16 protein-coding genes are annotated in these 20815 nt (G+C 70.9%); 9 read left to right on the forward strand and 7 right to left on the reverse strand.

Features of this window, described 5'->3' with window-relative positions; translation table 11 throughout:
* The first annotated feature begins 46 nt into the window (after window positions 1-46).
* Both VK923_15765 and VK923_15770 read left to right on the forward strand, forming a co-directional pair.
* The gene (locus VK923_15765) at window positions 47-2593 is read left to right on the forward strand and encodes a DUF3516 domain-containing protein (protein ID HSJ46131.1); all 2547 of its coding nucleotides are present in this window, start codon (window positions 47-49) and stop codon (window positions 2591-2593) included.
* A 304-nt stretch (window positions 2594-2897) separates the two neighbouring features.
* Window positions 2898-3473, forward strand: coding sequence for a polysaccharide deacetylase family protein (locus VK923_15770; protein ID HSJ46132.1), 576 nt, complete (start codon window positions 2898-2900; stop codon window positions 3471-3473).
* A 17-nt stretch (window positions 3474-3490) separates the two neighbouring features.
* Here the strand turns inward: VK923_15770 and VK923_15775 are convergent, their stop codons facing one another.
* Window positions 3491-3955 (reverse strand): PPOX class F420-dependent oxidoreductase, encoded by a 465-nt coding sequence (locus tag VK923_15775; protein ID HSJ46133.1) that lies wholly within the window; start codon window positions 3953-3955, stop codon window positions 3491-3493.
* Between the two features lie 374 nt (window positions 3956-4329).
* Between VK923_15775 and VK923_15780 the strand changes: the two genes are divergently transcribed.
* On the forward strand, window positions 4330-4581 hold the full coding sequence (locus VK923_15780; protein HSJ46134.1) for a hypothetical protein: 252 nt from the start codon (window positions 4330-4332) through the stop codon (window positions 4579-4581).
* Window positions 4582-5054: 473 nt separating this feature from the next.
* On the opposite strand, the gene VK923_15785 is transcribed toward VK923_15780, so the two are convergent.
* A complete protein-coding gene (locus tag VK923_15785) occupies window positions 5055-5891 on the reverse strand; it encodes a hypothetical protein (GenBank protein ID HSJ46135.1) in 837 nt (278 codons plus the stop codon).
* 1447 nt (window positions 5892-7338) lie between these two features.
* On the opposite strand from VK923_15785, the gene VK923_15790 reads away from it, so the two are divergent.
* From VK923_15790 to VK923_15810, 5 genes are all read left to right on the forward strand, one after another.
* Window positions 7339-8292: a MoxR family ATPase gene (locus VK923_15790; GenBank protein HSJ46136.1), complete on the forward strand. Its 954-nt coding sequence runs from the start codon at window positions 7339-7341 to the stop codon at window positions 8290-8292.
* A 10-nt stretch (window positions 8293-8302) separates the two neighbouring features.
* Window positions 8303-9478, forward strand: coding sequence for a DUF58 domain-containing protein (locus tag VK923_15795; GenBank protein ID HSJ46137.1), 1176 nt, complete (start codon window positions 8303-8305; stop codon window positions 9476-9478).
* Between the two features lie 68 nt (window positions 9479-9546).
* The gene (locus VK923_15800) at window positions 9547-10827 is read left to right on the forward strand and encodes a hypothetical protein (protein ID HSJ46138.1); all 1281 of its coding nucleotides are present in this window, start codon (window positions 9547-9549) and stop codon (window positions 10825-10827) included.
* Window positions 10828-10904: 77 nt separating this feature from the next.
* Window positions 10905-11162 (forward strand): Rho termination factor, encoded by a 258-nt coding sequence (locus VK923_15805; GenBank protein HSJ46139.1) that lies wholly within the window; start codon window positions 10905-10907, stop codon window positions 11160-11162.
* Window positions 11163-11296: 134 nt separating this feature from the next.
* A complete protein-coding gene (locus VK923_15810; GenBank protein HSJ46140.1) occupies window positions 11297-11770 on the forward strand; it encodes a VOC family protein in 474 nt (157 codons plus the stop codon).
* A gap of 227 nt (window positions 11771-11997) precedes the next feature.
* Here VK923_15810 and VK923_15815 read toward each other — a convergent pair whose 3' ends face one another.
* The 5 genes from VK923_15815 to VK923_15835 all read right to left on the reverse strand — a co-directional run bounded on the left by VK923_15815 (window position 11998) and on the right by VK923_15835 (window position 16477).
* A complete protein-coding gene (locus VK923_15815) occupies window positions 11998-12429 on the reverse strand; it encodes a chitobiase/beta-hexosaminidase C-terminal domain-containing protein (GenBank protein ID HSJ46141.1) in 432 nt (143 codons plus the stop codon).
* 9 nt (window positions 12430-12438) lie between these two features.
* Window positions 12439-14151, reverse strand: a complete 1713-nt coding sequence (locus VK923_15820; protein HSJ46142.1) for a M14 family zinc carboxypeptidase — start codon at window positions 14149-14151, stop codon at window positions 12439-12441.
* A gap of 329 nt (window positions 14152-14480) precedes the next feature.
* A complete protein-coding gene (locus VK923_15825; protein ID HSJ46143.1) occupies window positions 14481-14714 on the reverse strand; it encodes a hypothetical protein in 234 nt (77 codons plus the stop codon).
* 379 nt (window positions 14715-15093) lie between these two features.
* Window positions 15094-15303: an NAD(P)H-binding protein gene (locus VK923_15830; protein ID HSJ46144.1), complete on the reverse strand. Its 210-nt coding sequence runs from the start codon at window positions 15301-15303 to the stop codon at window positions 15094-15096.
* Between the two features lie 424 nt (window positions 15304-15727).
* Window positions 15728-16477, reverse strand: a complete 750-nt coding sequence (locus VK923_15835) for a class I SAM-dependent methyltransferase (GenBank protein ID HSJ46145.1) — start codon at window positions 16475-16477, stop codon at window positions 15728-15730.
* Window positions 16478-16640: 163 nt separating this feature from the next.
* Here VK923_15835 and hrpA point away from each other — a divergent pair, with 163 nt between their 5' ends.
* Window positions 16641-20582 (forward strand): ATP-dependent RNA helicase HrpA, encoded by a 3942-nt coding sequence (gene hrpA / locus VK923_15840; protein HSJ46146.1) that lies wholly within the window; start codon window positions 16641-16643, stop codon window positions 20580-20582.
* Window positions 20583-20815 lie beyond the last annotated feature (233 nt).

The following is a 20815-nucleotide window of genomic DNA, read 5'->3' on the forward strand; positions in this document are numbered from 1 at the left end:
CTGACGGGCACGGAGGGCGTCGCAGCGTCGGGCACACTGGGCAGCCGTGCCCACTCCGCTGTCCTCGTTCCTGCCCGCGGCGCCTGCCGACGTCGAGGCGCTGCTCGATGCGCTGACCGGTTGGGCGGCCGAGCGCGGGTTCGCCCTGTATCCACACCAGGAGGATGCGATCCTCGAACTGCTCACAGGCAGCAACGTCGTGCTGTCGACCCCGACGGGATCCGGCAAGTCGCTCGTCGCCCTCGCGGCGCACGCGCGGTCGGTGACCGGCGGAGGGCGTTCGTGGTACACCGCACCCGTCAAGGCGCTGGTCAGCGAGAAGTTCTTCGACCTGTGCTTCGAGCTCGGTGCGTCCAACGTCGGGATGATGACGGGCGACTCGTCATTCAACGCCGACGCGCCGGTGATCTGCTGCACGACCGAGGTGCTGGCGAACGTGGCGCTGCGGGACGGCGAGGCGACCGACGCCGAGACGGTCGTGCTCGACGAGTTCCACTTCTATGGCGACCCCGACCGCGGCTGGGCCTGGCAGGTGCCGTTGCTCAACCTCTCACAGTCATCGTTCCTCCTGCTGTCGGCCACGCTGGGCGACGTCACGTTCCTGGCCGACGACCTGAGCGCGCGCACTGCGCGCACGACGGCGGTCATCACGGGTGCCGAACGTCCCGTGCCGCTGTCGTTCGAGTACAGCCGCAGCCTGCTGCACCACACCATCGAGTCGTTGCTCGAGCGCGACGCCGCGCCGCTGTACATCGTCAGCTTCAGTCAGGCGGATGCGGTCGCGCAGGCCAACGCCTTCGCGTCGGTCACGGGGAAACTATCCGACGAGCGCAAGGTGGCCGTCGCCAACGAGCTGGCGAAGGCGCGCCTGACGTCGGGGTTCGGCCGCGACCTGGCACGCCTGCTGCGCAACGGCGTCGGCGTGCACCACGCCGGCATGCTGCCGCGCTACCGCCGCGTGGTCGAGCGGCTGACCCAGCAGGGTGCGCTGCGCGTCGTGTCGGGCACCGACACGCTCGGCGTCGGCGTCAACCTGCCGATCCGCACCGTCGTGCTCACGCGGCTCTACAAGTTCGACGGCACCGAGAACCGCCTCCTGACCGCCCGGGAGTTCCACCAGGTCGCAGGGCGCGCGGGCCGCGCGGGCTACGACACGCAGGGGCTGGTCGTCTGTCAGGCACCAGAGCACGTCGCCGAGAACGAGGCCGCCGTGGCCAAGGTGGCCGACGATCCCAGGAAGAGGCGCAAGCTGCGGCGGTCCAGCGCGCCGAAGGGCTTCGTCCACTACGACGAGGACACCTTCAAGCGCCTCCGAGAATCTCCGCCGGAGCGGCTCGAGTCGTCGTTCACGGTGACGCCCGGCATGCTGCTGCAGCTGCTCGACCGACCCGGCGACACCTGGGCCGCCGCCCGCAGCCTGCTGACTGACAACCACGAGCCGCGGGCGCGCCAGCGCACCCACATCCGGCGCGCGATCGGTCTGTTCCGCGCACTGCGTGACGCGGGAGCGGTCAGGCGCCTTGACGCGCCCGACGAGCACGGCCGCCTGGTCATAGTGGACCACGACCTGCAGGAGGACTTCGCGCTCAACCAGCCGCTCGCGCCATTCCTGCTGCACGTGCTGCCGACGCTCGACCGCGAGGGGGATGCCTACCCTCTGCTGGTGCTGGCCCTGGTCGAGAGCGTGCTCGATCATCCGTGGCCCATCCTGTACGCGCAGCAGGACAAGGCTCGCGACCAGGCGATGGACGAGATGAAGGCGGCCGGCATCGAGTACGAGCAGCGCATCGAGCTGCTCGAGAAGATCCGCTGGCCCCAGCCGTTCGCCGAGCTCATCTATGACCGCTTCGACCGGTGGCGCAAGCGCAACGCGTGGATCGACGACCGCAACATCGCTCCCAAGGGCGTGGTCGCCGACATGTTCGACCGCGCGATGGACTTCCCCGAGTTCGTGCGCCACTACGGACTCAAGCGCAGCGAGGGTCGGCTGCTGCGCTACCTGTCGGACTGCCTTCGGACCACCGAGCGCACCGTACCTGACGAGCTGAAGACCGAGGAGGTCGAGGACGTGCTGGACTGGCTCGCCGCGGTGATCCACGCGACCGACTCGAGCCTCGTCGACGAGTGGCAGGCGCTGCTCGACCCCGAGGCTGTCGATGCCGAGGCGGCGGTGGACGGCACCGTGGTCGTCGAGCGCGAGACTGATCACGACATCACGGCGGATCGCCGCGCGTTCCGCACGCTGGTCCGCACGCGGGCGTTCCGCTGGGTGCAGCTGGCCGCCACGCGGGCGTGGGACGAACTGGTCGAGGATCTGACCGCGGCGGGAGACAGCGGCTGGTCACCCGAGCGCATCGCCGAGGCGTTCGCGCCCTACTTCGCCGAGCACGACGAGGTGCTGCTCACCGGCGACGCTCGCGGACCGTCGTTGTTCCAGCTCGACGACACCGCCGGTGACATGTGGACGCTCGCCCAGGTGCTGCTCGACCCGCAGGATCATCGCGAGTGGTACCTCGACGTTGTGATCGACCTGGCCGCCAGCGCCGAGGTGGGGGAGATCCAGGCCACGCTGCGAGGCGTCGAGCGTCGCTGAGCAGCCCGCGCATGATCGAAGGACCGGCCGGTCCGCGGATCGTCACGGTTGAGGATGACGGCCACGAGCGGCCCTGCAAGCATGCGCGTGCACACAGCGCACGATCTGGTCATCAGGGGGCTGACCAGGTCGTCTCACGAAGGCCGCATTCATGGAGCATCGTGCTGCAGGTGATCTACGCACTCGACCCGGACGGTGGTCACGGAGCGGTCCAGCCATCGGAGTCCTCCTGGGCCTCGTCTCCGATCTGCTGCTGGGAGGAGCGGCGTCACCGGCGCGTGCGGCGAGCTGCGAGAACGGATACGTGGCACTCACGTTCGACGATGGTCCCAGTCGCGCGAACACGGCGCGATTGCTCGACGTGCTCACAGCCCGGCACGCCCCCGCGACGTTCTTCCTCGTCGGGCGGAACGTCGCCGCCCGACCGGGCAGGGCGCGCCGCATCGCTCGCCTGGGTCACCGCATCTACAACCACACCTACGACCACGCCAATCTGACCAGCCTGTCCAACCGTCGCATCCGGCGGCAGATCCGCCGGGCCCAGCAGGCGTACAGCGCGGCGGATGCGCCGAGCAGCGGTCGCCTGGTGCGACCGCCGTACGGCGCGATCAACGCGCGCGTCCGGTTGGTCATTCGCGACATGGGGTTCCGTTCGGTCCTGTGGACCGTCGACACTCGCGACTGGGACTCGGCCACGACAGCCGACCAGATCGTCAGCCGTGTCATTCGTGGTCTCGCCCCTGGGGCGAACGTGCTGCTGCACGACCAGGAGGACACGCAGGCCACCGTCACGGCGCTGCCACGTATCATCCGCGCGATCCGTCGCCGTGGGTACTGCCCGGGAGTCGTGAACCGGTACGGCAGGACCGTGGCGCCGTGATCCGGCGCCCCGCAGCGTCAGTCCGGCTCCGCGAACTCCGGCGGCACGCCACCGGTCGCGATCGGACCCCAGTCGGTGATCTCGAGGTCGATCGCGACCTTGCCGCGGTCCCGCATGGCCCGGCGGTAGTCGTCCCAGTCGGCGTGTTCGCCGGCTGCCACTCGATAGTAGTCGACGAGACGCTCGACTCCGTCCTCGCCGTCGACGACGGACGCGGTGCCGTACACCTGGACCCACGGGCCGTCGAAGTCGTCCGACAGGACCACCGCCGCACACCGCCCGTCGCGGCGGACGTTGCGCACCTTCGCGCGGGACGGGTACGACGACACCAGCACGTGGCCGGCGTCGTCGACCGCGCCGACGACGGGCGACGCCTGCGTGCGGCCATCGGCGCGGCGCGTCAGCAGCACGACCTTGGTCCTGCCACGGAGGAAGTCGATGAGCTCTTCCCGGCTGACACGGTCCTCGGTGGCGACGTTCACGCGGGCTCCTTGGATCGGATGTGCCAACCGTTGTGCCCACGACGGGGTGCCGCCACCCGTCCGCCCGCGGTGTCAGGTCACGCGCAGAGTGAGCGCTCCGGACGGGCTTCGATGGGCGTGTGCACACCGGAGGCCCGCCGGGTTCCGCGGCCGGCTCGCGACCTGGGCGGCCGGCGCGATCGCTGATCTGACCGACGCGTGGCCGGCGATGCCGGCCGGCATCGCGAATCGTGACGCCGACCTGTCGGAACCGCTGCTCGCGGTCGCCGACGCCGCCGGCGGCACGTGTGCCCGACCGGGCACGTGTCACGGCTGCCACGTGGGCGTACCTCCCCATGAATCCGTGACGTCCGTGACGTCCGGGACAGACGCGGGTGGTGCGGCGTGACCGCCCAGCCGTTGGCCCGGATGAGCACAAGGCGGTCGCACGCACGCTCGGCGTCTCCCGCGTCCGCGACCTGATCGTGCAGCAGCCCGAATCCGACCCGTACTACTGCGGCGGTCCCGCCGACCTGCGCGACGCCCGGTGGTTCGTGGAGCTGCTCGACGCGGTAGGGCTCGCCGACACCGATGGCATTCGCCTGCCGCGCGTCCACTGCCGCGGACGCGCTCACCGACGAACTTGACGCCGCCGGCCCAACAACGGCGAGCGGTACGCCAACGACCGCACGAGCTGGACGCGGCTGTGCATGGCCGGCAAGCACGCTCGGCGGCTCGAGCTGGTCGACCCGCGGCCGTCCAAGACCCGGCGCGGTCCTGCGGGATCTGGTGGTGATGTTGGCCGATGGCGGCGATGACTTCAGCACGCACGAGGTCAACCGGTCGCGGTACGACGCGTCGTGCATCTCCAACTGACACGCCGGCTGCAGACACGACATGGCGCGGCCACCTCCGCTGCCCATCGTCGGCGACGAAACGTGCTCGTGAACCTGCAGCGGTGATCCCGTTCGTGTCCGAGCCCTTCGGAGACGACCTTGACCGCACCGGCGCTCCCCGCTGTTCGACTTGGTCGAACCGTGGTATACGCCGCTGCGGCACTTCGATCGGGCAATCCCCAAACCCGTCGGGCATCGCCCGGAGGATCGGACAGGTTACGGCGTCATTCGCGATGCTCCCGAGCCACGACCGTTTGATCGCTCTGGGTGAGAGCATCGATGAGTTCTTCCTTGCTCATCGAGGAGCGCCCCTCGAGATCGATTTCCTGAGCGCGCTCATAGAGCTCTTCGCGCGTCCACGCCCCGTAGGGCGAACTGCCGCGCATTCTACGCGATTCAACCTCCAATCTGGTGAGCGCTCGCTCCCAACGCGGACGCATCGGCGCAATGCCACCACCACCCACGGCGACAATGATGACGCCGACAACGAGGGCCAGCAGTGAATAGAACAGCCCGTTGACGATGGCGGGAGCAACGTGCAGTTGGCTCAATGCTGCGAAGACGCCGATGCTGATGATGATGATCGAGGCAGCGTTTGCCAGCACCGCACCGTACGCCAACGAGCCAAGAGCCGCAGCGATGATCTCTCGAACGGCGGCGGCGATAGCCGCCGCTACGACCACAACGATGATGGCGACGAAGATGCGTGGCAGAAACGCAATGATGCCATACAGGAGCTCGGATACAGGATTCGGACCAAAGACACCGAAGGCAAGCTGCAGGACGAACAACATGATCGCATAGAACGCGATCTTGGCGAGGATGTCGCTGGCGTCGTACTGTGTACGCGCCAATGCGGTCTTCACGCCTCCTCGCTCCACGGCGCGGTCAAACCCTACGCGCTCGAGCACAGCGTTGACGATCCGCTGTAGGGCCTTGGCAACGAACCATCCAATGACCAGGATGGCCAAGAACGCGAGGAACTTGGGCAGGAAGTTCAAGACGGTGGATAACCCCTCCTGGAGGGACTGCTCGATGTCGACTTGTGCAAGGACGGTCACAAGAGCTCCTCTCGCCCGGCCTCAGTCTGGCGGGATGGCGCGCCCAGGTGTGGGTCCTGGGTTTCCGTGGGCTCTCTGTATTGACCTGTGGTGCACCGGTCAAACCTTTCTCAAGCGGTCGACTTCCTCACGCGGTCGGCGTCGTCCTGCCCGCGAGCCGACGACGACCGACGCCCGAGATGGCTTCGCGTTCGATGGCCCGACGAGCCCGCTGACTGCGCAGCACACTCGAGGAGACCTGCGCGAACGGCGGCAGACGGCGTGGAGCCAACGGAAGTACCGACCGCCCGAACCCCAGCCATACCTCAAACCCGAGGTGCGTGGGTTCTTGGAGATCCGAAGTCGGCGTACGCTGCAAGAGCGAAGCGAGCGCCGAGTGTCTCTGCACGTCAGGCGGCACGGGCCGCCGTGTCTACCCCGTGTGGGGGTCACGCCATGGAGATTGTGATCATCCAAAGATGATGCGTACGTGACCCCGGCGCCCCGGCGCGGGGCCAACTCCACGTCTTCTACTGGCCAGGACACGCTCGTTGACTCACGACGTGTCGGCACAGTGTCGGCGTGTTCGGCGAGCGCGAAGATGATGAGACTACGAATGCGGTCGGCAGTAAGGTGCGCCCGTCGGCGGCGGGCCTGGTGGAATCGGTCATGTCGGCACAGCGTTCCCTGATGAACCACGCCGTGACGGCGGGCATGTCGGTCAGGCGCTCCCGCGGCGGCGAGCAGCATCCCGCGCCCGCGCCGGTGCGCGTCCTGCATGATGACGCGATAGGTCCTCATGCAGGACGCGGAGGCTCGTCAGGTCTGCGCGGGGGCCGTCGAGAGTGCCGGGTTCTCATTCGCCCCAGGCGCCATGGACCCGCAGTCGTCGGCGGGCGGATCCAGTGTCGGGGTCGGCTCGGGCGCGGGCTCGCTGGTGCCTCCACCGCCGCCACCGGGTTCGCTGGCGCCGTCATCGCCATCGGTGTCGGCAGGTGGGTCCGGCCTGCTGTCTCCGCTGCCCGGCGGTGCTGTGTCCGTCGGTGGCTTGCTCGGTGCCGTCCTGCCACCGCTGTCAGCCGACGTGCCTGCGACGCCGCCCCTGTCCGTGCATCGCCGCGGACACTCGGGGCATCGCCGGTGTTGTCGCTGCTCTCTGCCCGCGCGGCGGTGTCCTGTGAACCGCCCGCGCGCCCACCTGTCGTCTCGGCGCCGGCGCCGGGGCCGTCACGCCGCGCGGTGTCGTCCGCGTCGTCGTCCGTCGTGCCGTCGACGATGCTGGTGCTCGGCTCGGGTGGGGGCGGGGTCGTGATGTCCCCGAAGGCGTCCGACCTGGGCTCGGACGTCATGGACGCGCCGGTACAGGCCGCGAACCGCCGTTAGGTGTGTAGCAGTCGCTCGGCGACACCACCGGCTGTCGGTCGCCACGGACGCGCAGTAGCCTGCGCAGCAGAAGGGGTGATGGCGGATGGCCAGTGCGGTGACGGCCCGGTTCGCCGACGCGGTGCTGGTCGAGCTCGCCCTGGCGCTCGTCGGCGTCCGCCCACAGCTCGAGCGGTTGCTGCTCGCGCTCTTCTGTCACGGCCACGTGCTGATCGAGGACGTGCCGGGAACCGGCAAGACGGCCGCGATCCGCGGGCTCGCGGCGGCTACGGGCCTGGCGCCCGGGAGGATCCAGGGCACGCCCGACCTGTTGCCCACACAGCTGACCGGCGTGAACGTCGTTGACCAGGCGACGGGGCGCTTCGTGTTCCAGCCGGGCCCGCTGTTCGCGTCGCTCGTACTGGTCGACGAGATCAACCGCACGACCCCGCGCACACAGGCGGCGCTGCTCGAGGCGATGGCCGAACGGCAGGTGACCGTCGACGGCGAGACCCACCGGCTGCCCGAGCCGTTCGTCGTCGCCGCGACGCAGAACCCGGTCGAGCACGCCGGCACGTTCCCCCTGCCCGAGGCGCAGCTCGACCGCTTCCTGCTGCGCATCGAGATGGGGATGCCGGCACGCGAGGCGCGGCGCAGCATCCTCCAGCGTCACCGCGGGAGCGATCCGGTCACCGCGATCACGCAGGTCGTCGACCCGGCCGACCTGCCGGCGGTGTGGACGGAGGTGGCGGCCGTCCGCCTCGCCGACCCGGTCGAGGAGTACCTGCTGGACGTCTGCGACGCGACGACCGCCCACGACGACGTCGCGCTCGGCGCGAGCGTCCGGGGCATGCTGATGCTTGAGCGGGCCGTGCGTGCGCTTGCGGCCATGCGGGGACGCGACCACGTCCTTCCCGACGACGTCCAGGACGTCGCGGTCGCGGTGCTCGCCCACCGGCTCGTGCTGTCGACCGACGCGCACGTGCGCGGTCGTGACAGCCGCGACGTGGTCCGCGAGATCATCGCGAAGGTGCCGGTGCCGGCGGCCGGGGACGGCTGACACCGTGTCGATGCGGCTCGGCATGGTGCTGATCGGCCTGGTCGCCGTGCTCCTGCCGGTGCCGGGCACCGCGCTGCTCGGCGGTGCGCTGTGGGCCATGGCGCTCGTGACGTGGCGCTGGTCGGCCGCGGTGCAGCGAGGCATCGCGGTCACGTGGGCCGGGCCGTCGCGGGTGCAGCCAGACGCCACGACGACCGGCACGCTCACCGTGCGCAACACGTCGCGATGGCCCGTCGGGTGGCTCGAGGTGACCCTTCGGCTGCCCGCCGCAGCGGCCGAGCCGCACGCCTTCCCGTTCGTGCTGCACCTGGCTGCGCGGAGCCGGCGCACGTTCGACGTCCGCTTCGTCGCCCGCGACCGCGGCGTCCACGAGCCCCGTGAGCTGTCGTGGCGCATCGCCGACCCGCTCGGCCTGGTGTCGCCAGCGGGCACGGGGACATGGCGCGGCGCGACGGTCATCGTCCCACGGCTCGCGCCTGTGCGCAGGATGGTGCTGGCGGCGCGCTCGCCGCTCGCGCAGCTGCCGCAGTCACGCTCGCTGTTCGTCGACCGCACCGCGCTCGTCGGGGTGCGTGCCTACGAGCGTGGTGATCCGCTGTCGAGCATCCACTGGCACGCGACCGCCCGGACCGGCCAGCTGATGCGCACGGAGCACGAGCGGGCCGCGGCGCGTGAGCTGCTCGTCTGCCTGGACCTGGCGACCGAGGGCTACCAGCGGCGCGGACGCCCCCCGGTTGCCGAGGCCGCGATCAGCACCGCGGCGTCGCTGCTCGCCGACACGGTGATCACCGCGCGCCAGCAGGCGGGGCTGGCACTGTCACGGGATGCGTCGGACGATGGCACCGGATCGGTGCGCGTGTGGCCCGTGCGTGGCGGCGACCGGCACCTGCACGCCATGCTCGACACGCTCGCGCGCGTCAGGCTGCACGACGCGGTCCCGATCGGTGCGGTCGTGCAGCGCGCCTCGCGGGGCCTGCACGCGGGCACGTCAGTGATCATCGTCACCGGGATGGTCGACGACGCGCTCGGCGCGGCAGTCTCGGCCGTCGACCGGCGCGGCCTGGCAGTCACGGTCGTCAGCGTTGGCAGCGGTGTGGAGTGGCAGTCGCGGCTGCCGTCACACGTGGCGGGCGCGCCGTGCGTGCCCGTGGCGTCGGACCGCGCGTTGCAGAGGTTGCCGCTGTGAGATGGCTGCGGCGACCCGCTGCCGTGGCCAGCCGCCACCGCCCGTCGGCTACCGTCGTCCGGGTCGCGATGCTCTCTGTCGCGCTGCCGGTCGGCCTGCTGCTGTGGATGGTCGCTGCGGTCGTCGCCCCCCGCCTCGCGCCGGCCGCCGTGCTCGTCGCGACGGGCGCCGTGGCCGCGTGGGGCGGGCGCGTCGGTGTGCTCAGCGGCGGACGTCGTCCGGGACTGCTGCATCGCGGCGCCGTCGTGCTCACTCGCTGGAGCGCGCTGCTTGGGGTCGCGACGGTCGTTCGGATCGCCTCGCATGGCACGGCGGAAGATCTGGTCGGTGTGGGGCTGCTCGCGCCGGGTGTGCTCGTGGTCCTCGGGTTCCTCGCAGGGCGCGACATCGGACGCATCCACCGGAGGCAGGCTGACCCGCTGGCCGTGCCCGCGGCGCACCGTGGTGCCGACGCCGCGCTCATGGCCGCTGTGCTGGTCGGTGTCGTCGCCGCGACCACCGTCGTCGTGCTGGCCTGGACCAGCGACGCGTCGTGGACACCGTCCCGCTGGGCGTTGCCCACCTGGCTCGCCGTGGCGATCGCCGCTGTTGTGTCGGGCCGGCCCACCATGCTGCGCGCGCGGTCCGGGACGTCACCGTCGGCGTCCGGTGGCTGGCTCAAGGCCGCGGTGCCGCTCGTCGGGGTGGTCGTCGCGTTGACCCTGTGTGTGGCGGTCGCCCTGTCGGCCGGCCTCGAGCTGCGGCTGCGCGACGCGCTGCCCTCGCTGCCGTCATGGAGTCTGAACCTGTTCGATCCCGCGACCGACCGGGCAGCGCCGCAGCCTCGCAGCTGGGAGGAGTCGACCGCCGGCGTCGTCTGGCAGATCGTCCTGCTTGTCGCGGTCGTCCTGCTGCTGACCGTCGGACGCTTCGCCCGCCGGCGCCGGCGGCGGGACCCAAACGGTCCGGGCCTGTCGTTGCGGATGCTGCTGCGGGCCCTGCTCGGCAGGGGCCGGGCGAGACGCGTCGTAGCTGACGACGAGGAGCGGGATCCGGACAGCCCGGTCGATGCGGTCGCCGACGCGCCGCTGGGGGCGGGAGCGACCGCCTGGGTGCAACGTTTCCGTCCACGGCCGCGCGATCCCGCGGCGGCGATCCTGCACGACTACCGCGTGGTCCAACGGCGGCTGCCCGGCCCTCGGCGGCGCCGTCCGTCCGAGACGGTGCTCGCGCACGCAGAACGCGAACACACGGCAGACCTCGCCGAGCTCGCGGACATGGTCTGCGCGATCCGGTTCGCTGGGCATGCTCCGACCGCGGACGACGCCGAGCGCAGCCGCCTGCTCGCCCGCCGGCTGACCCACGGGTGAGGCCCCGCCTCCTCTACCGGCATCAACCGCTCGGGCTCCGGGCATCCTGCGCCGAGTCGACCAGGAGGGCAGTGCCGATGGCAGCCGATGACCACGGACGGAGCGTCAAGGACGACGAGCAGTACGAGGCGTTGCGCGAGGAGGGGATGAGCAAGGAGGCGGCCGCCCGCATCGCCAACACCGACCGCAGCGAGGCGGGCGAGCGGGGTGGAAGCTCGCCGCCGTATGAGGAATGGACCCGCGACGAGCTCCACGACCGTGCCCAGGAGCTCGACATCGACGGGCGGTCCGAGATGGACAGGGACGAGCTGATCGAGGCGCTGCGGAACCGCTGACCTCGGGGGACCCCCCGCGGTATCCGAGGGACACGTTCGGCGGTGGCCCTCGGACGCCGGACGTGTCCCTGCGCCTCTCGGGAGCCCTGGCCGGCCGGGATACGCTCGGAGGGTCGACGACGACAGGAGCTGCCATGACCGTCTCACCCGTTCCCGAGCACCTGCACACGGTGACGCCGTCGCTGGTCTGCACCCCGTGTGCCGAGGCCATCGACTTCTACAAGCGGTCGTTCGGCGCCGAGGAGATCAGCCCGCCCATGACCGGCCCCGACGGGTCGGTCGCGCACGCGGAGATCCGCATCGGCGACAGCGTCATCATGCTCGCCGACGAGTGGCCGGGCGGGCCGACGCAGTCGCCGACGACCCTGGGCGGCTCGACGGCGGCGCTGTTCATCTACACCGATGACGTCGACGCGCTGTGGCAGCGGGCCATCGATGCGGGCGCTGAGGAGGTCTTCCCCCTGGAGGTCCAGTTCTACGGCGACAAGTCTGGCCGCGTCCGCGACCCGTTCGGCCACACGTGGGGCCTGGGGCAGAGCGTCGAGGACGTCAGCGAGGAGGAGATGGAGCGTCGCATGGCCCGGTTCTACGCCGACGCCGCCGACTAGCGCGGACGTCTTGGATCGAGGACGCCCTCGGGGAACCCGCGCTGGTCGTGCCCGTGGGGGAGCACGTGGTGCCGGCGGGTCGGCTCCGGTGATGCTCACGACGCGCTGACGAGCGTGGCCGGCGCAGCAGTCGTCTGCCGGCCGGCGGAGGACGTGGCGCGCGCAAGAGGGGCGACATCCTGGATCACCCCATACGGGAGGGATCCGCCGCGGATGGGCGGAGACCGTCAGTCCACCGTCACCACCTGCCTGCGGTAATTACGGGCGTCGCCATTGGGGTCGTAGCCGGCCTCGACGTTGCCCGCGGCGTCGACCGAGAACCAGTGGACGGTGGTGGTCCCAGGCTCCAGCTCGATGGGGGCCGCACTCTCGCGCAGACCGGCCGAGCGCACCATCGGTGAGGCGTACGTCGGCCGGCTTCCGTCGAGCGTGTAGTGGATCGTGACCGGCTCGGTGGCCGTGAACGTGACGTCACGGCCGGTGACCACGAGGGTCGTCCGGGGCGGCGTGACGTCGTTGCCATGTGCCCGTGCGACCTCGAACAGGCCGATCAGCCCGCTCGCGAACTCCATCGCCTCCTCGAACCCCTCCTCGAACGGTGGCTGGAAGCCCACGGCGTCCCAGTCGCCTTCGTCCGGGTCCCACAGGTCGGCGCCCACCTCGAAGTCTTAGCCGTAGATGCCGGCGTTGTACCAGTGCTCGTCAGCCGAGTTGCCGGCTGCGGAGTACAGCACGTCGATGACGGGACCGGTGCGCCCAGGCCACACCGCGGTACCGCGCCACCACTGCACCGCGGACAGGATGTGGCTGGAGGCCGCCCAGAAGTAGTCCTCCTCACCGAGCGTCGGTCGCGGCAGCGGCACGCGCCCCTCTTCGACGTACGCGCCGGGTGGCCACATGAAGTAGCCGCCGTACGAGTGGGTGTTCATCGCGAACTTGATGTTCGGGAACTGCTCGGTGAGCCAGACCTCGTTGCGCGCCTCGGGCTCTGACAGCTCCTCCGGTCCCGAGAACACCGCGCTGACGCACGAGCCGGACGCTCCGTCGTAGCCGTCGAACCCGGAACCGACACTGAAGTTGCGGTTCAGGTCGACGCCCCAGGCGTCGCGGGCGAACGGGTCGCTCAGGTTCGGCCCGCAGTGGTTGGTCAGGTTCTTGCGCTGGAAGCTGTAGTCATACAGCGAGTAGTGGCTGCCGTCAGGATTGACCGACGGGACGATGAAGATGTCCAACCCGTCGACCAGCCTCCTGGTCGCCGCGTCGTTTCTGTAGTTGCGCAACAGCCGTTCCGCTGCCTCGACCGCCACCAGCGGTGTCACCCATTCACGGGCATGCTCCTGCGAGTACGCGAAGACCCCCGTCCTGGAACCGTCGCGGTGCCTGCCGATGCGGATCGCCCGAACGGTGAACGGCTCGCGGGACACGGATGCGGGGGCGCTCAGGAAGTCCGACAGCTGCTCGCTACCGACCTCGGCGACGCCGTTCCCCGCATTGCCGCGGAACGTCGCGGCCGACACCAACGCCGAGGCATCCGGCGAGTCATTGATCGCCGCGACCACCTGCGCGGCCGTGCTGACCAGCGCCCCACCGCCATCGGTGGCCAGCGACACCACGATCGTGCCGTCCTCGACCGTGACGGTCAGTGGGCTGTCGGGCACGCCGGGATCCCGTGTCTGCAGCGCGAGGTCGTTGCCGCCTTCGTGACCCCACGCGTGGGACGTCACGTAGAACGCGGTGCTCGTGGTCGTACCGATCAGTGCCTGAGCGTGGCGGCGGTAGCCGTTGGTCTTGTACGGCAACTCGATGATCTCGGCGAGGTTCGGGAACTCGGCGGCCAGTGCCTCGATGCGGTCGTACACCTCGGTCGGATCCATGTAGTGGTCGACGAAACCGGTCGCGACATGCGGGCCGTCGGCCTTGCGCGGTTCGCCCAACCACTCGACGACCTGCGCGGTGGTCTCGCCACCCATGGTGCTGGTGATCGTGACCTGTTCGGGGATCTGGTCGACGGGGATGGGCTCGCTGAACCGGTGGTAGAGGTACTGCCCGGCGTCGACGAATCGGCTCATGGTCTGACTGTTGCCGTCCCAGCTCACTGTCAGCACGGTCGAGCTGTCTGCACCGGCGGAGCTCTTCACCTCGACGTTGAGGTTCGTCTGTCCGCCGATGCTCTCGAACCACTCGGACCGAAGGACTGTGAGGGTGTCGGTGGCGAGGGCGGAGATCCGATCGAGCTCCTGCAACGTGGCCTCGCGCTCGGCTTCGACGGCTTCGACCTGCTCTGCTTCGACGACGACCTCGCCGACGGCGAAGCCCAGCCCTCGGAGCCGACCCTGCTCCCGGTCGGTCGCGACGGCGTGGACCTCCAGCCCGCCCGACACCGGCCTGCCGGCGGCCGCCGGCGCAGGACCCGTATCGGGGGACGAGGCGCTCGGGGCGCTCGCGGCCGACCAGGCCGCGCGACACGGCACGGGACGTGGCGGAAACGGGCCGGATCGCTACCAGGAACGCTGGATCCGATCAGCAGGCCGGGACCCGACGCGCCCATCCGGATCACGAACGGATGCACCAGATCGGTACTCGCACCAGCCGAGCCGGTCGACGTCAGCGTGCCAGTCGGCCCCGTCTCCTTAGCCGTCGGCGATCTCCTCCCACACGGTCGTCCTGCCCGTGCCGTACACGCCGGTGAGCAGCACCCCCGACGGCGCTGTCATAGTGTCGCCTCGAACGGCAGCGGTGGCCTCCCCGTGAGCTGCGCGACGGCGTCCGAGACCGCCTCCCAGCGGTGCTCGCGGATCGACGCGAACATCGTGTCGTAGGCGTGGGCCCACCACGGATCAGTGCGCGCGTCCGCCATCAGCCGGCGGTGCTCGGGCGGCGTGACATCGACGTACTCGAGGTGTCGACCGATGGTGCGGCTGTGGCGGCTCGCGACGGCGGCCATGTCCAGGGCTTCGGGGCCGTGATGGCGTGGTGGCCGTTGGTGGGCGCACGGCACGCGGGCGCCGCCAGGCGCGGGCGACATCGGACCGCGCCACGAGCGAGACCCGACCATCGGCCGCAGGAACCCGGAGTCCGCCGCTGTCGACGGCGGCACGTGGCCACTGCGCGAGGTACTCGGCGAAGATCGAGGCGCGCGCGATCGAGAAGCCCATGCCGCTGTCGACGAGCAACCGCTCCGTCGCGCCGTTGGTGACGGCGTAGGTGAACGGTGACGCCGGTCGGCGTCGAGCCCGCTGAGGTAGACCACATGTCCGATACCTGCAGTGCCCGCGGCGTCGACCACGTTGAGGTGCGCCAGCAGCACGCGGGCAGCGTCGCCGTCAGCGGAGACGAACACCAGCGTGTGGACGCCGTGGAACGCCTTGCGCGAGTGCCGGCGGATCGTGGTGGTCGGCAATTCGGTGTCCGACGCCCGCGGGCAGCTCTCCGGCCGCGGGCTCTGGCCGGACCAGCGCCGTGACCTCGTGGTCGGTGCCGGCGGCCAGCAGGCGGACGACGGTGCCGCCGACCACACCGGTGGCACCGGTCACCAGGAGGGCACGCGCGTCTCCGTCTCTCGTCCCAGACACCAACGGACTGCGCGGCCACGCCCGTCGTGGGGCCCGTCGCCGTGGCGGCGCCGGAGACTACGGGAGCATCACGTGGTCGGCAAGGAACGTGCGTGCCGATGGTGTGTCGAGCCGGTGGGTGGAGTTGGTCGCACGGCAGAAGCTGTCACCGGTCGCGGTGATCGGGACCACGAGGTTGCTCGTATCGTCGCCGAGGAAGTGTGGCCCGCCCGCGTCGCCGTGGCACGTCCGTCGTCCGTCGAGGCTACATCGACAGCTGCAGCCAGCTCGTGCGCTGCACGTGCCGTCTGGTCGGAAGCGCTTCATCCCTGCTCCCTCCGCCCATGTGTCCCCGATGTCCCCCGTGAACGTGGTGATGACGAACCGCACCGGCGCGGCGTGTCTGTCAATGGGTGTCCCCGGATGTCCCAGAACCGTTCCATGCGTCGCCGGGACGTTGGCCCACACCCCTCCCCGCCCGGAGCGGGGACGCAGCGTCGACCCGCTCGGCGAGCAGCCAGCGGGCGTCGTCGTCGAGCCAGTCAACGAACGCCAGGCCGGCGTCGTCGAGGAGGGTCGCGATCGCGGCGTCGTCGAGCAGCACCGCCTCGTAGTGCTGGGTCCAGGCGCGGCCACCGACGGTGTAGTGCGCGCTCGCGGAGAAGCGGCCGCCCTCGCGGTCGCGCACCTCGTGTCGGACATGCACGCCGCCCACCTCGCCCTCCTGCTCGTCCGGGCCGTCGAGCAGCGTCGGGTGGAACCGCTCGACGAGCACCGCGCCGTCCAGGCGGACGTGGCGGCGGCAGGCGGCGAGGTACGCAGGCGCTGCCGTCGGGTGGTTGACCAGGTGGCTGGCGAGCACCACGACGTCGAACGTGCGCCTCAGGTCGAGGTCGAGGATGTCGGCGCGTACAGCCTCGACGGTGGGGGACAGGTGCGCGACCATCCCGGCATGGGCGTCGACGCCGGTGACCATCACGCCCCTGGCCGCAAGTGCGTTCGCCAGCCTGCCGACGCCGCAACCCAGGTCCAGCACCAACCCGCCCGGCGGCACCTGGTCGGCGACCAGGTCGAGGGCGTCGTGCGGCGGCATCGCCAGGTACACCGCGACCGGCGAGCCGTCGGGTGCCACCTCGTCGCGCACGGTCCGCTCCATCCGTCATCGTGCTCGACCAGAATGACCACTCGAGGGAGCCGGTGCGCTCAGATGGGCCGACTCGCGGGCGCTGGTCCACGCGCGGCGTGCCCACGTCGCCCACTGACGGCTACCGTCGTCGGGTCAGCACCCGTCCACCACCACCTCCAGCATCGGACCTGCCGTGGGCACCGCCGTCGCCGATCTGCGAGCGCGCCTGCCGCAGCTCACGCTGCGCGACCAGCGGCGCCTGCGCCGCCGGCTCGACCGCGCGCGCCGACACGACGGCGCGGCCCGCAACCAGGCACTGGCCGCCGTGGCCGGCGCGATCGACGCGGCCGAACAGCACGTGGCCCGCCGGCGGGACGCAGTGCCGGCGGTGTCGTATCCGCCCGAGCTGCCAATCACCGCGCGCGTCGACGATCTGGCCGCGGCCATCCGTGACCACCAGGTCGTCGTCGTCGCCGGCGAGACCGGCTCGGGCAAGACGACCCAGCTGCCCAAGATCTGCCTCGAGCTGGGTCGCGGCGTCCGGGGAATGATCGGGCACACCCAACCACGGCGGATCGCCGCCCGGACGGTCGCCGATCGCATCGCCGAGGAGCTTGACGTGCAGGTCGGGGGACAGGTCGGCTACGAGTTCCGGTTCAACCGCCGGATCGGCGACGAGACCCTGGTCTCGGTGATGACCGACGGGATCCTGCTCACCGGCATCGGTTCCGACCCCGCGCTGACCGCCTACGACACGCTGATCATCGACGAGGCGCACGAGCGCAGCCTGGCGATCGACTTCCTGATCGGCTACGTCGCGCAGCTGCTGCCGCGGCGCCCGGACCTCAAGGTCATCATCACGTCGGCCACGATCGATCCGGAACGGTTCTCGCGGCACTTCGACGACGCGCCGATCGTGGAGGTGTCGGGGCGCACGTACCCGGTCGAGGTGCGCTACCGCCCGCTCGACGAGGCGCCCGGCGACGACGAGGACGAGGACAGCGACTGGGTCGAACGGGACCAGACCGAGGCGATCATCGACGCGGTCACCGAGCTGCGGACCGAGGGACCGGGCGACATCCTCGTGTTCCTGTCCGGTGAGCGTGAGATCCGCGACACCGCCGACGCGCTGGCGGACCTGAAGCTCGGCGACACCGAGATCCTGCCGCTGTACTCGCGGCTGGCGACCGCCCAGCAGCGCAGGGTGTTCCAGCCCCACAGCGGACGGCGGATCGTGCTGGCGACCAACGTGGCCGAGACATCGCTGACCGTGCCCGGCATCCGCTACGTGATCGACCCCGGATACGCGCGGATCTCCCGCTACAGCGCCAGGCTGAAGGTTCAGCGCCTGCCCATCGAGAAGATCTCCCAGGCGTCGGCGGATCAGCGCACGGGTCGCTGCGGCCGCACTTCCGACGGCATCTGCATCCGTCTGTACAGCGGGGACGACTACGAGGCGCGGCCCGAGTTCACCGAGCCCGAGATCCTGCGCACCAACCTCGCGTCGGTGGTGCTGCAGATGGCGGCACTGGGTCTCGGCGACATCGCACAGTTCCCGTTCCTGGATGCGCCCGACGCCCGCCAGGTCCGCAACGGGTTGATGCTCCTCCACGAGCTGGGGGCCATCGATCCCGACGCCGCACCCCGGTCGGGCTGGGGCCGACGACGTCGCGCCCGACGCGGCGACGGCGGTCCGTCCCTGACGCCGGTCGGGCGCACGCTGGCGCGGCTGCCCGTCGACCCCCGCCTGGGGCGCATGCTGATCGAGGCGGACCGCAACGGCTGCCTCGACGAGGTGCTGATCATCGCCTCGGCGCTGTCGATCCCCGACCCGCGCCAGCGGCCGGCCGACAGGCGACAGGCCGCCGACGAGCTGCACGCACGCTTCGCCGCCGAAGGCTCGGATTTCCTGACATGGCTGAACCTGTGGCACTACCTGCGTGAGCAACGCGACGTGCGGTCGGGCAGCCAGTTCCGCAGGCTGTGCCGCAGCGAGCACCTCCACTACCTGCGCATCCGTGAGTGGCAGGACCTGGTCACGCAGCTGCGGCGTCTGACGGGTGACCTCGGAATGCACCGAACCACCGAGCAGGCCGGACCCGACGCGATCCACCGCTCGCTGCTGGCCGGGCTGCTGTCACACATCGGCGTGCGCGACGGCGACGGCTTCGTCTACCGGGGTGCCCGCGGCGCGACGTTCGCCATTCAGCCGGGGTCGGTTCTGTTCAAGACGGCACCGCAGTGGATCATGGCCGCCGAGCTCGTCGAGACGACCCGGCTGTGGGCACGTACCGTCGCGCGGATCCGACCGCAGTGGGCAGAGCAGGTCGGCGCCCACCTGGTCGTGCGCCACCACGGCGATCCCCACTGGTCGGCGAAGCGCGGGGCGGTCGTCGCCTCGGAGCGGGTCACGCTGTACGGGGTGCCGCTGGTCGCCGACCGGACCGTCGACTACGCACCGATCGATCCGGAGGCGGCGCGCGAGCTGTTCATCCGCCACGCCCTGGTCGGAGGCGAGTGGCACACGCAGCATGCCTTCTGGCGGCGCAACCTGGAGCGGATCGCCGAGGCTGAGGCGCTCGAGGACAAGCTGCGCCGGCGTGACGTCGTGGTCGACGACGACGTGCTGTTCGCCTTCTACGACGCGCGGGTCGGCGCCGAGGTGATCTCGACGCGGGCGTTCGACGCCTGGTGGAAGCGGATCCGCCGCGACCAGCCCCACCTGCTCGACCTACCGTGGGAGTTTCTGGTCGGCGACGTCGACGAGCGCCGGGACCGGTTCCCCGACCACGTGCGCCAGGGTGACCTCTCGCTGACCGTGACCTACCGCTTCGACCCCGGCGCGACCGGCGACGGGCTCACCGTGCACGTGCCGGTGACGGCGCTGAACCGCGTCGACCCTCGGGGGTTCGCCTGGCTCGTGCCCGGCCTGCGTGCCGAGTTGGTCACGGAGCTGCTGCGCGGGCTGCCGAAGACGATCCGGCGGGAGCTGGTGCCGATCCCCGACACGGCCCGCGCCGTCATGGTCGAGCTCGGCCCGGACCCCGGCCCGTTGCCAGACGCCATGACGCGCGCGGTCCGGCGGGTCGCCGGTGTCACCGTCGCGCGGGACGACTGGCGGCTCGACCGATTGCCCGAGCACCTCCGCGTGCGCTTCGAGGTGACCGATGATCACGGCCACGTGCTCGGCGAGCACGAGGACCTCGCCGCGCTGCAGCGGCGGCTCGCGCATCGCGTGCAGGCGGGTCTCACCTCGGCCGCTGGGATCGAACGGCGAGGGTTGACGACGTGGGAGCTCGCTGACCTGCCTCGCACGTTCGTCCGCGAGCAGGCCGGCCATCGCGTGGAGGGCCACCCGGCGCTGGTCGACGAGGGTGACAGCGTGGCGGTGCGTGTGCTGGGCAGCCCGCGCGAGCAGCAGGTCGCGATGTGGACCGGCACCCGCCGCCTGCTCCTGTGCTCGCTCGGTGCGCCGGTGACGCGGGTGGACCGGCGGCTGGACAACGCGACCAAGCTGGCGCTCACCACCAGCCCGCACGGCAGTGTCACCGCGCTGCTCGACGACGTGCTGACGGCGGTGGTCGACGAGCTCATGCGGCGACACGGTGCGCCGGTGTGGGATGCAGACGCCTTCGACGCGCTGCAGTCCCGCGTGCGCGCGGATCTCGACGCACTGCTGCTCGATGTCGTCCACACCGTCGCCAGGCTCCTCACGGCGGCGGGGGAGATCGCCGACCGGCTCGCCGGATGGGACCTCGACGGCACCCGCCTGGCCGTCACGGACATGACGACGCAGCTGCGGGGACTCGTGCACGCCGGGTTCGTCACGGCCAAGGGCGTGCGCCGCCTCGACGACGTCGAGCGGTACCTGCGGGCCCTGCGCCACCGGCTGGACACGCTGGCGCGCGACCCCGAGCGCGACCGCGCCCGCACCGACGACATCGCAGAGGTGACCCGCGCCTACCGTGTCCGGCTCGCGCACCTGCCTCCGGAACGACGGACCTCACCCGCCGTGCTCGAGATCCCCTGGATGATCGAGGAGCTGCGCGTCGGGCTGTTCGCCCAGTCGATCGGCACCGCCTACCGCGTGTCACCCGAGCGCGTGCTGCGCGCCATCGACGACCTCGCGACCTGAGCGTGGCGAGGACGCACGTGTGCGTCCTGTCGGCCACAGCCAGGTTCCGAGGACCTCCTGCGAAGCCTGGTGCTCTGCGCGCTGCGACGCGCAGGGTGCAGGTCCGCTCGGGACACTCGGGTGGCGGCCGGGCTCAGAGATCGTCGTACTGCGGATCGAACTCCGCTCGTGCGGGCGTCCCGATGCCGTGCAGGATTGGTGTCACCGGGCCGCTGTCGAGCAGTTCGGTGGCA

This window comes from Euzebyales bacterium (assembly GCA_035461305.1).
Classification (GTDB): Bacteria; Actinomycetota; Nitriliruptoria; order Euzebyales; family JAHELV01; genus JAHELV01.

Excerpts from the sequence above, each read along its gene's own strand:
- VK923_15790 (HSJ46136.1), top strand. The coding sequence starts at position 7,339 with ATGGCCAGTGCGGTGACGGCCCGGTTCGCCGACGCGGTGCTGGTCGAG.
- VK923_15795 (HSJ46137.1), top strand. The coding sequence starts at position 8,303 with ATGCGGCTCGGCATGGTGCTGATCGGCCTGGTCGCCGTGCTCCTGCCG.
- VK923_15800 (HSJ46138.1), top strand. The coding sequence starts at position 9,547 with ATGCTCTCTGTCGCGCTGCCGGTCGGCCTGCTGCTGTGGATGGTCGCT.
- VK923_15805 (HSJ46139.1), top strand. The coding sequence starts at position 10,905 with ATGGCAGCCGATGACCACGGACGGAGCGTCAAGGACGACGAGCAGTAC.
- VK923_15810 (HSJ46140.1), top strand. The coding sequence starts at position 11,297 with ATGACCGTCTCACCCGTTCCCGAGCACCTGCACACGGTGACGCCGTCG.
- VK923_15825 (HSJ46143.1), bottom strand. The coding sequence starts at position 14,714 with ATGGCCGCCGTCGCGAGCCGCCACAGCCGCACCATCGGTCGACACCTC.
- VK923_15835 (HSJ46145.1), bottom strand. The coding sequence starts at position 16,477 with ATGGAGCGGACCGTGCGCGACGAGGTGGCACCCGACGGCTCGCCGGTC.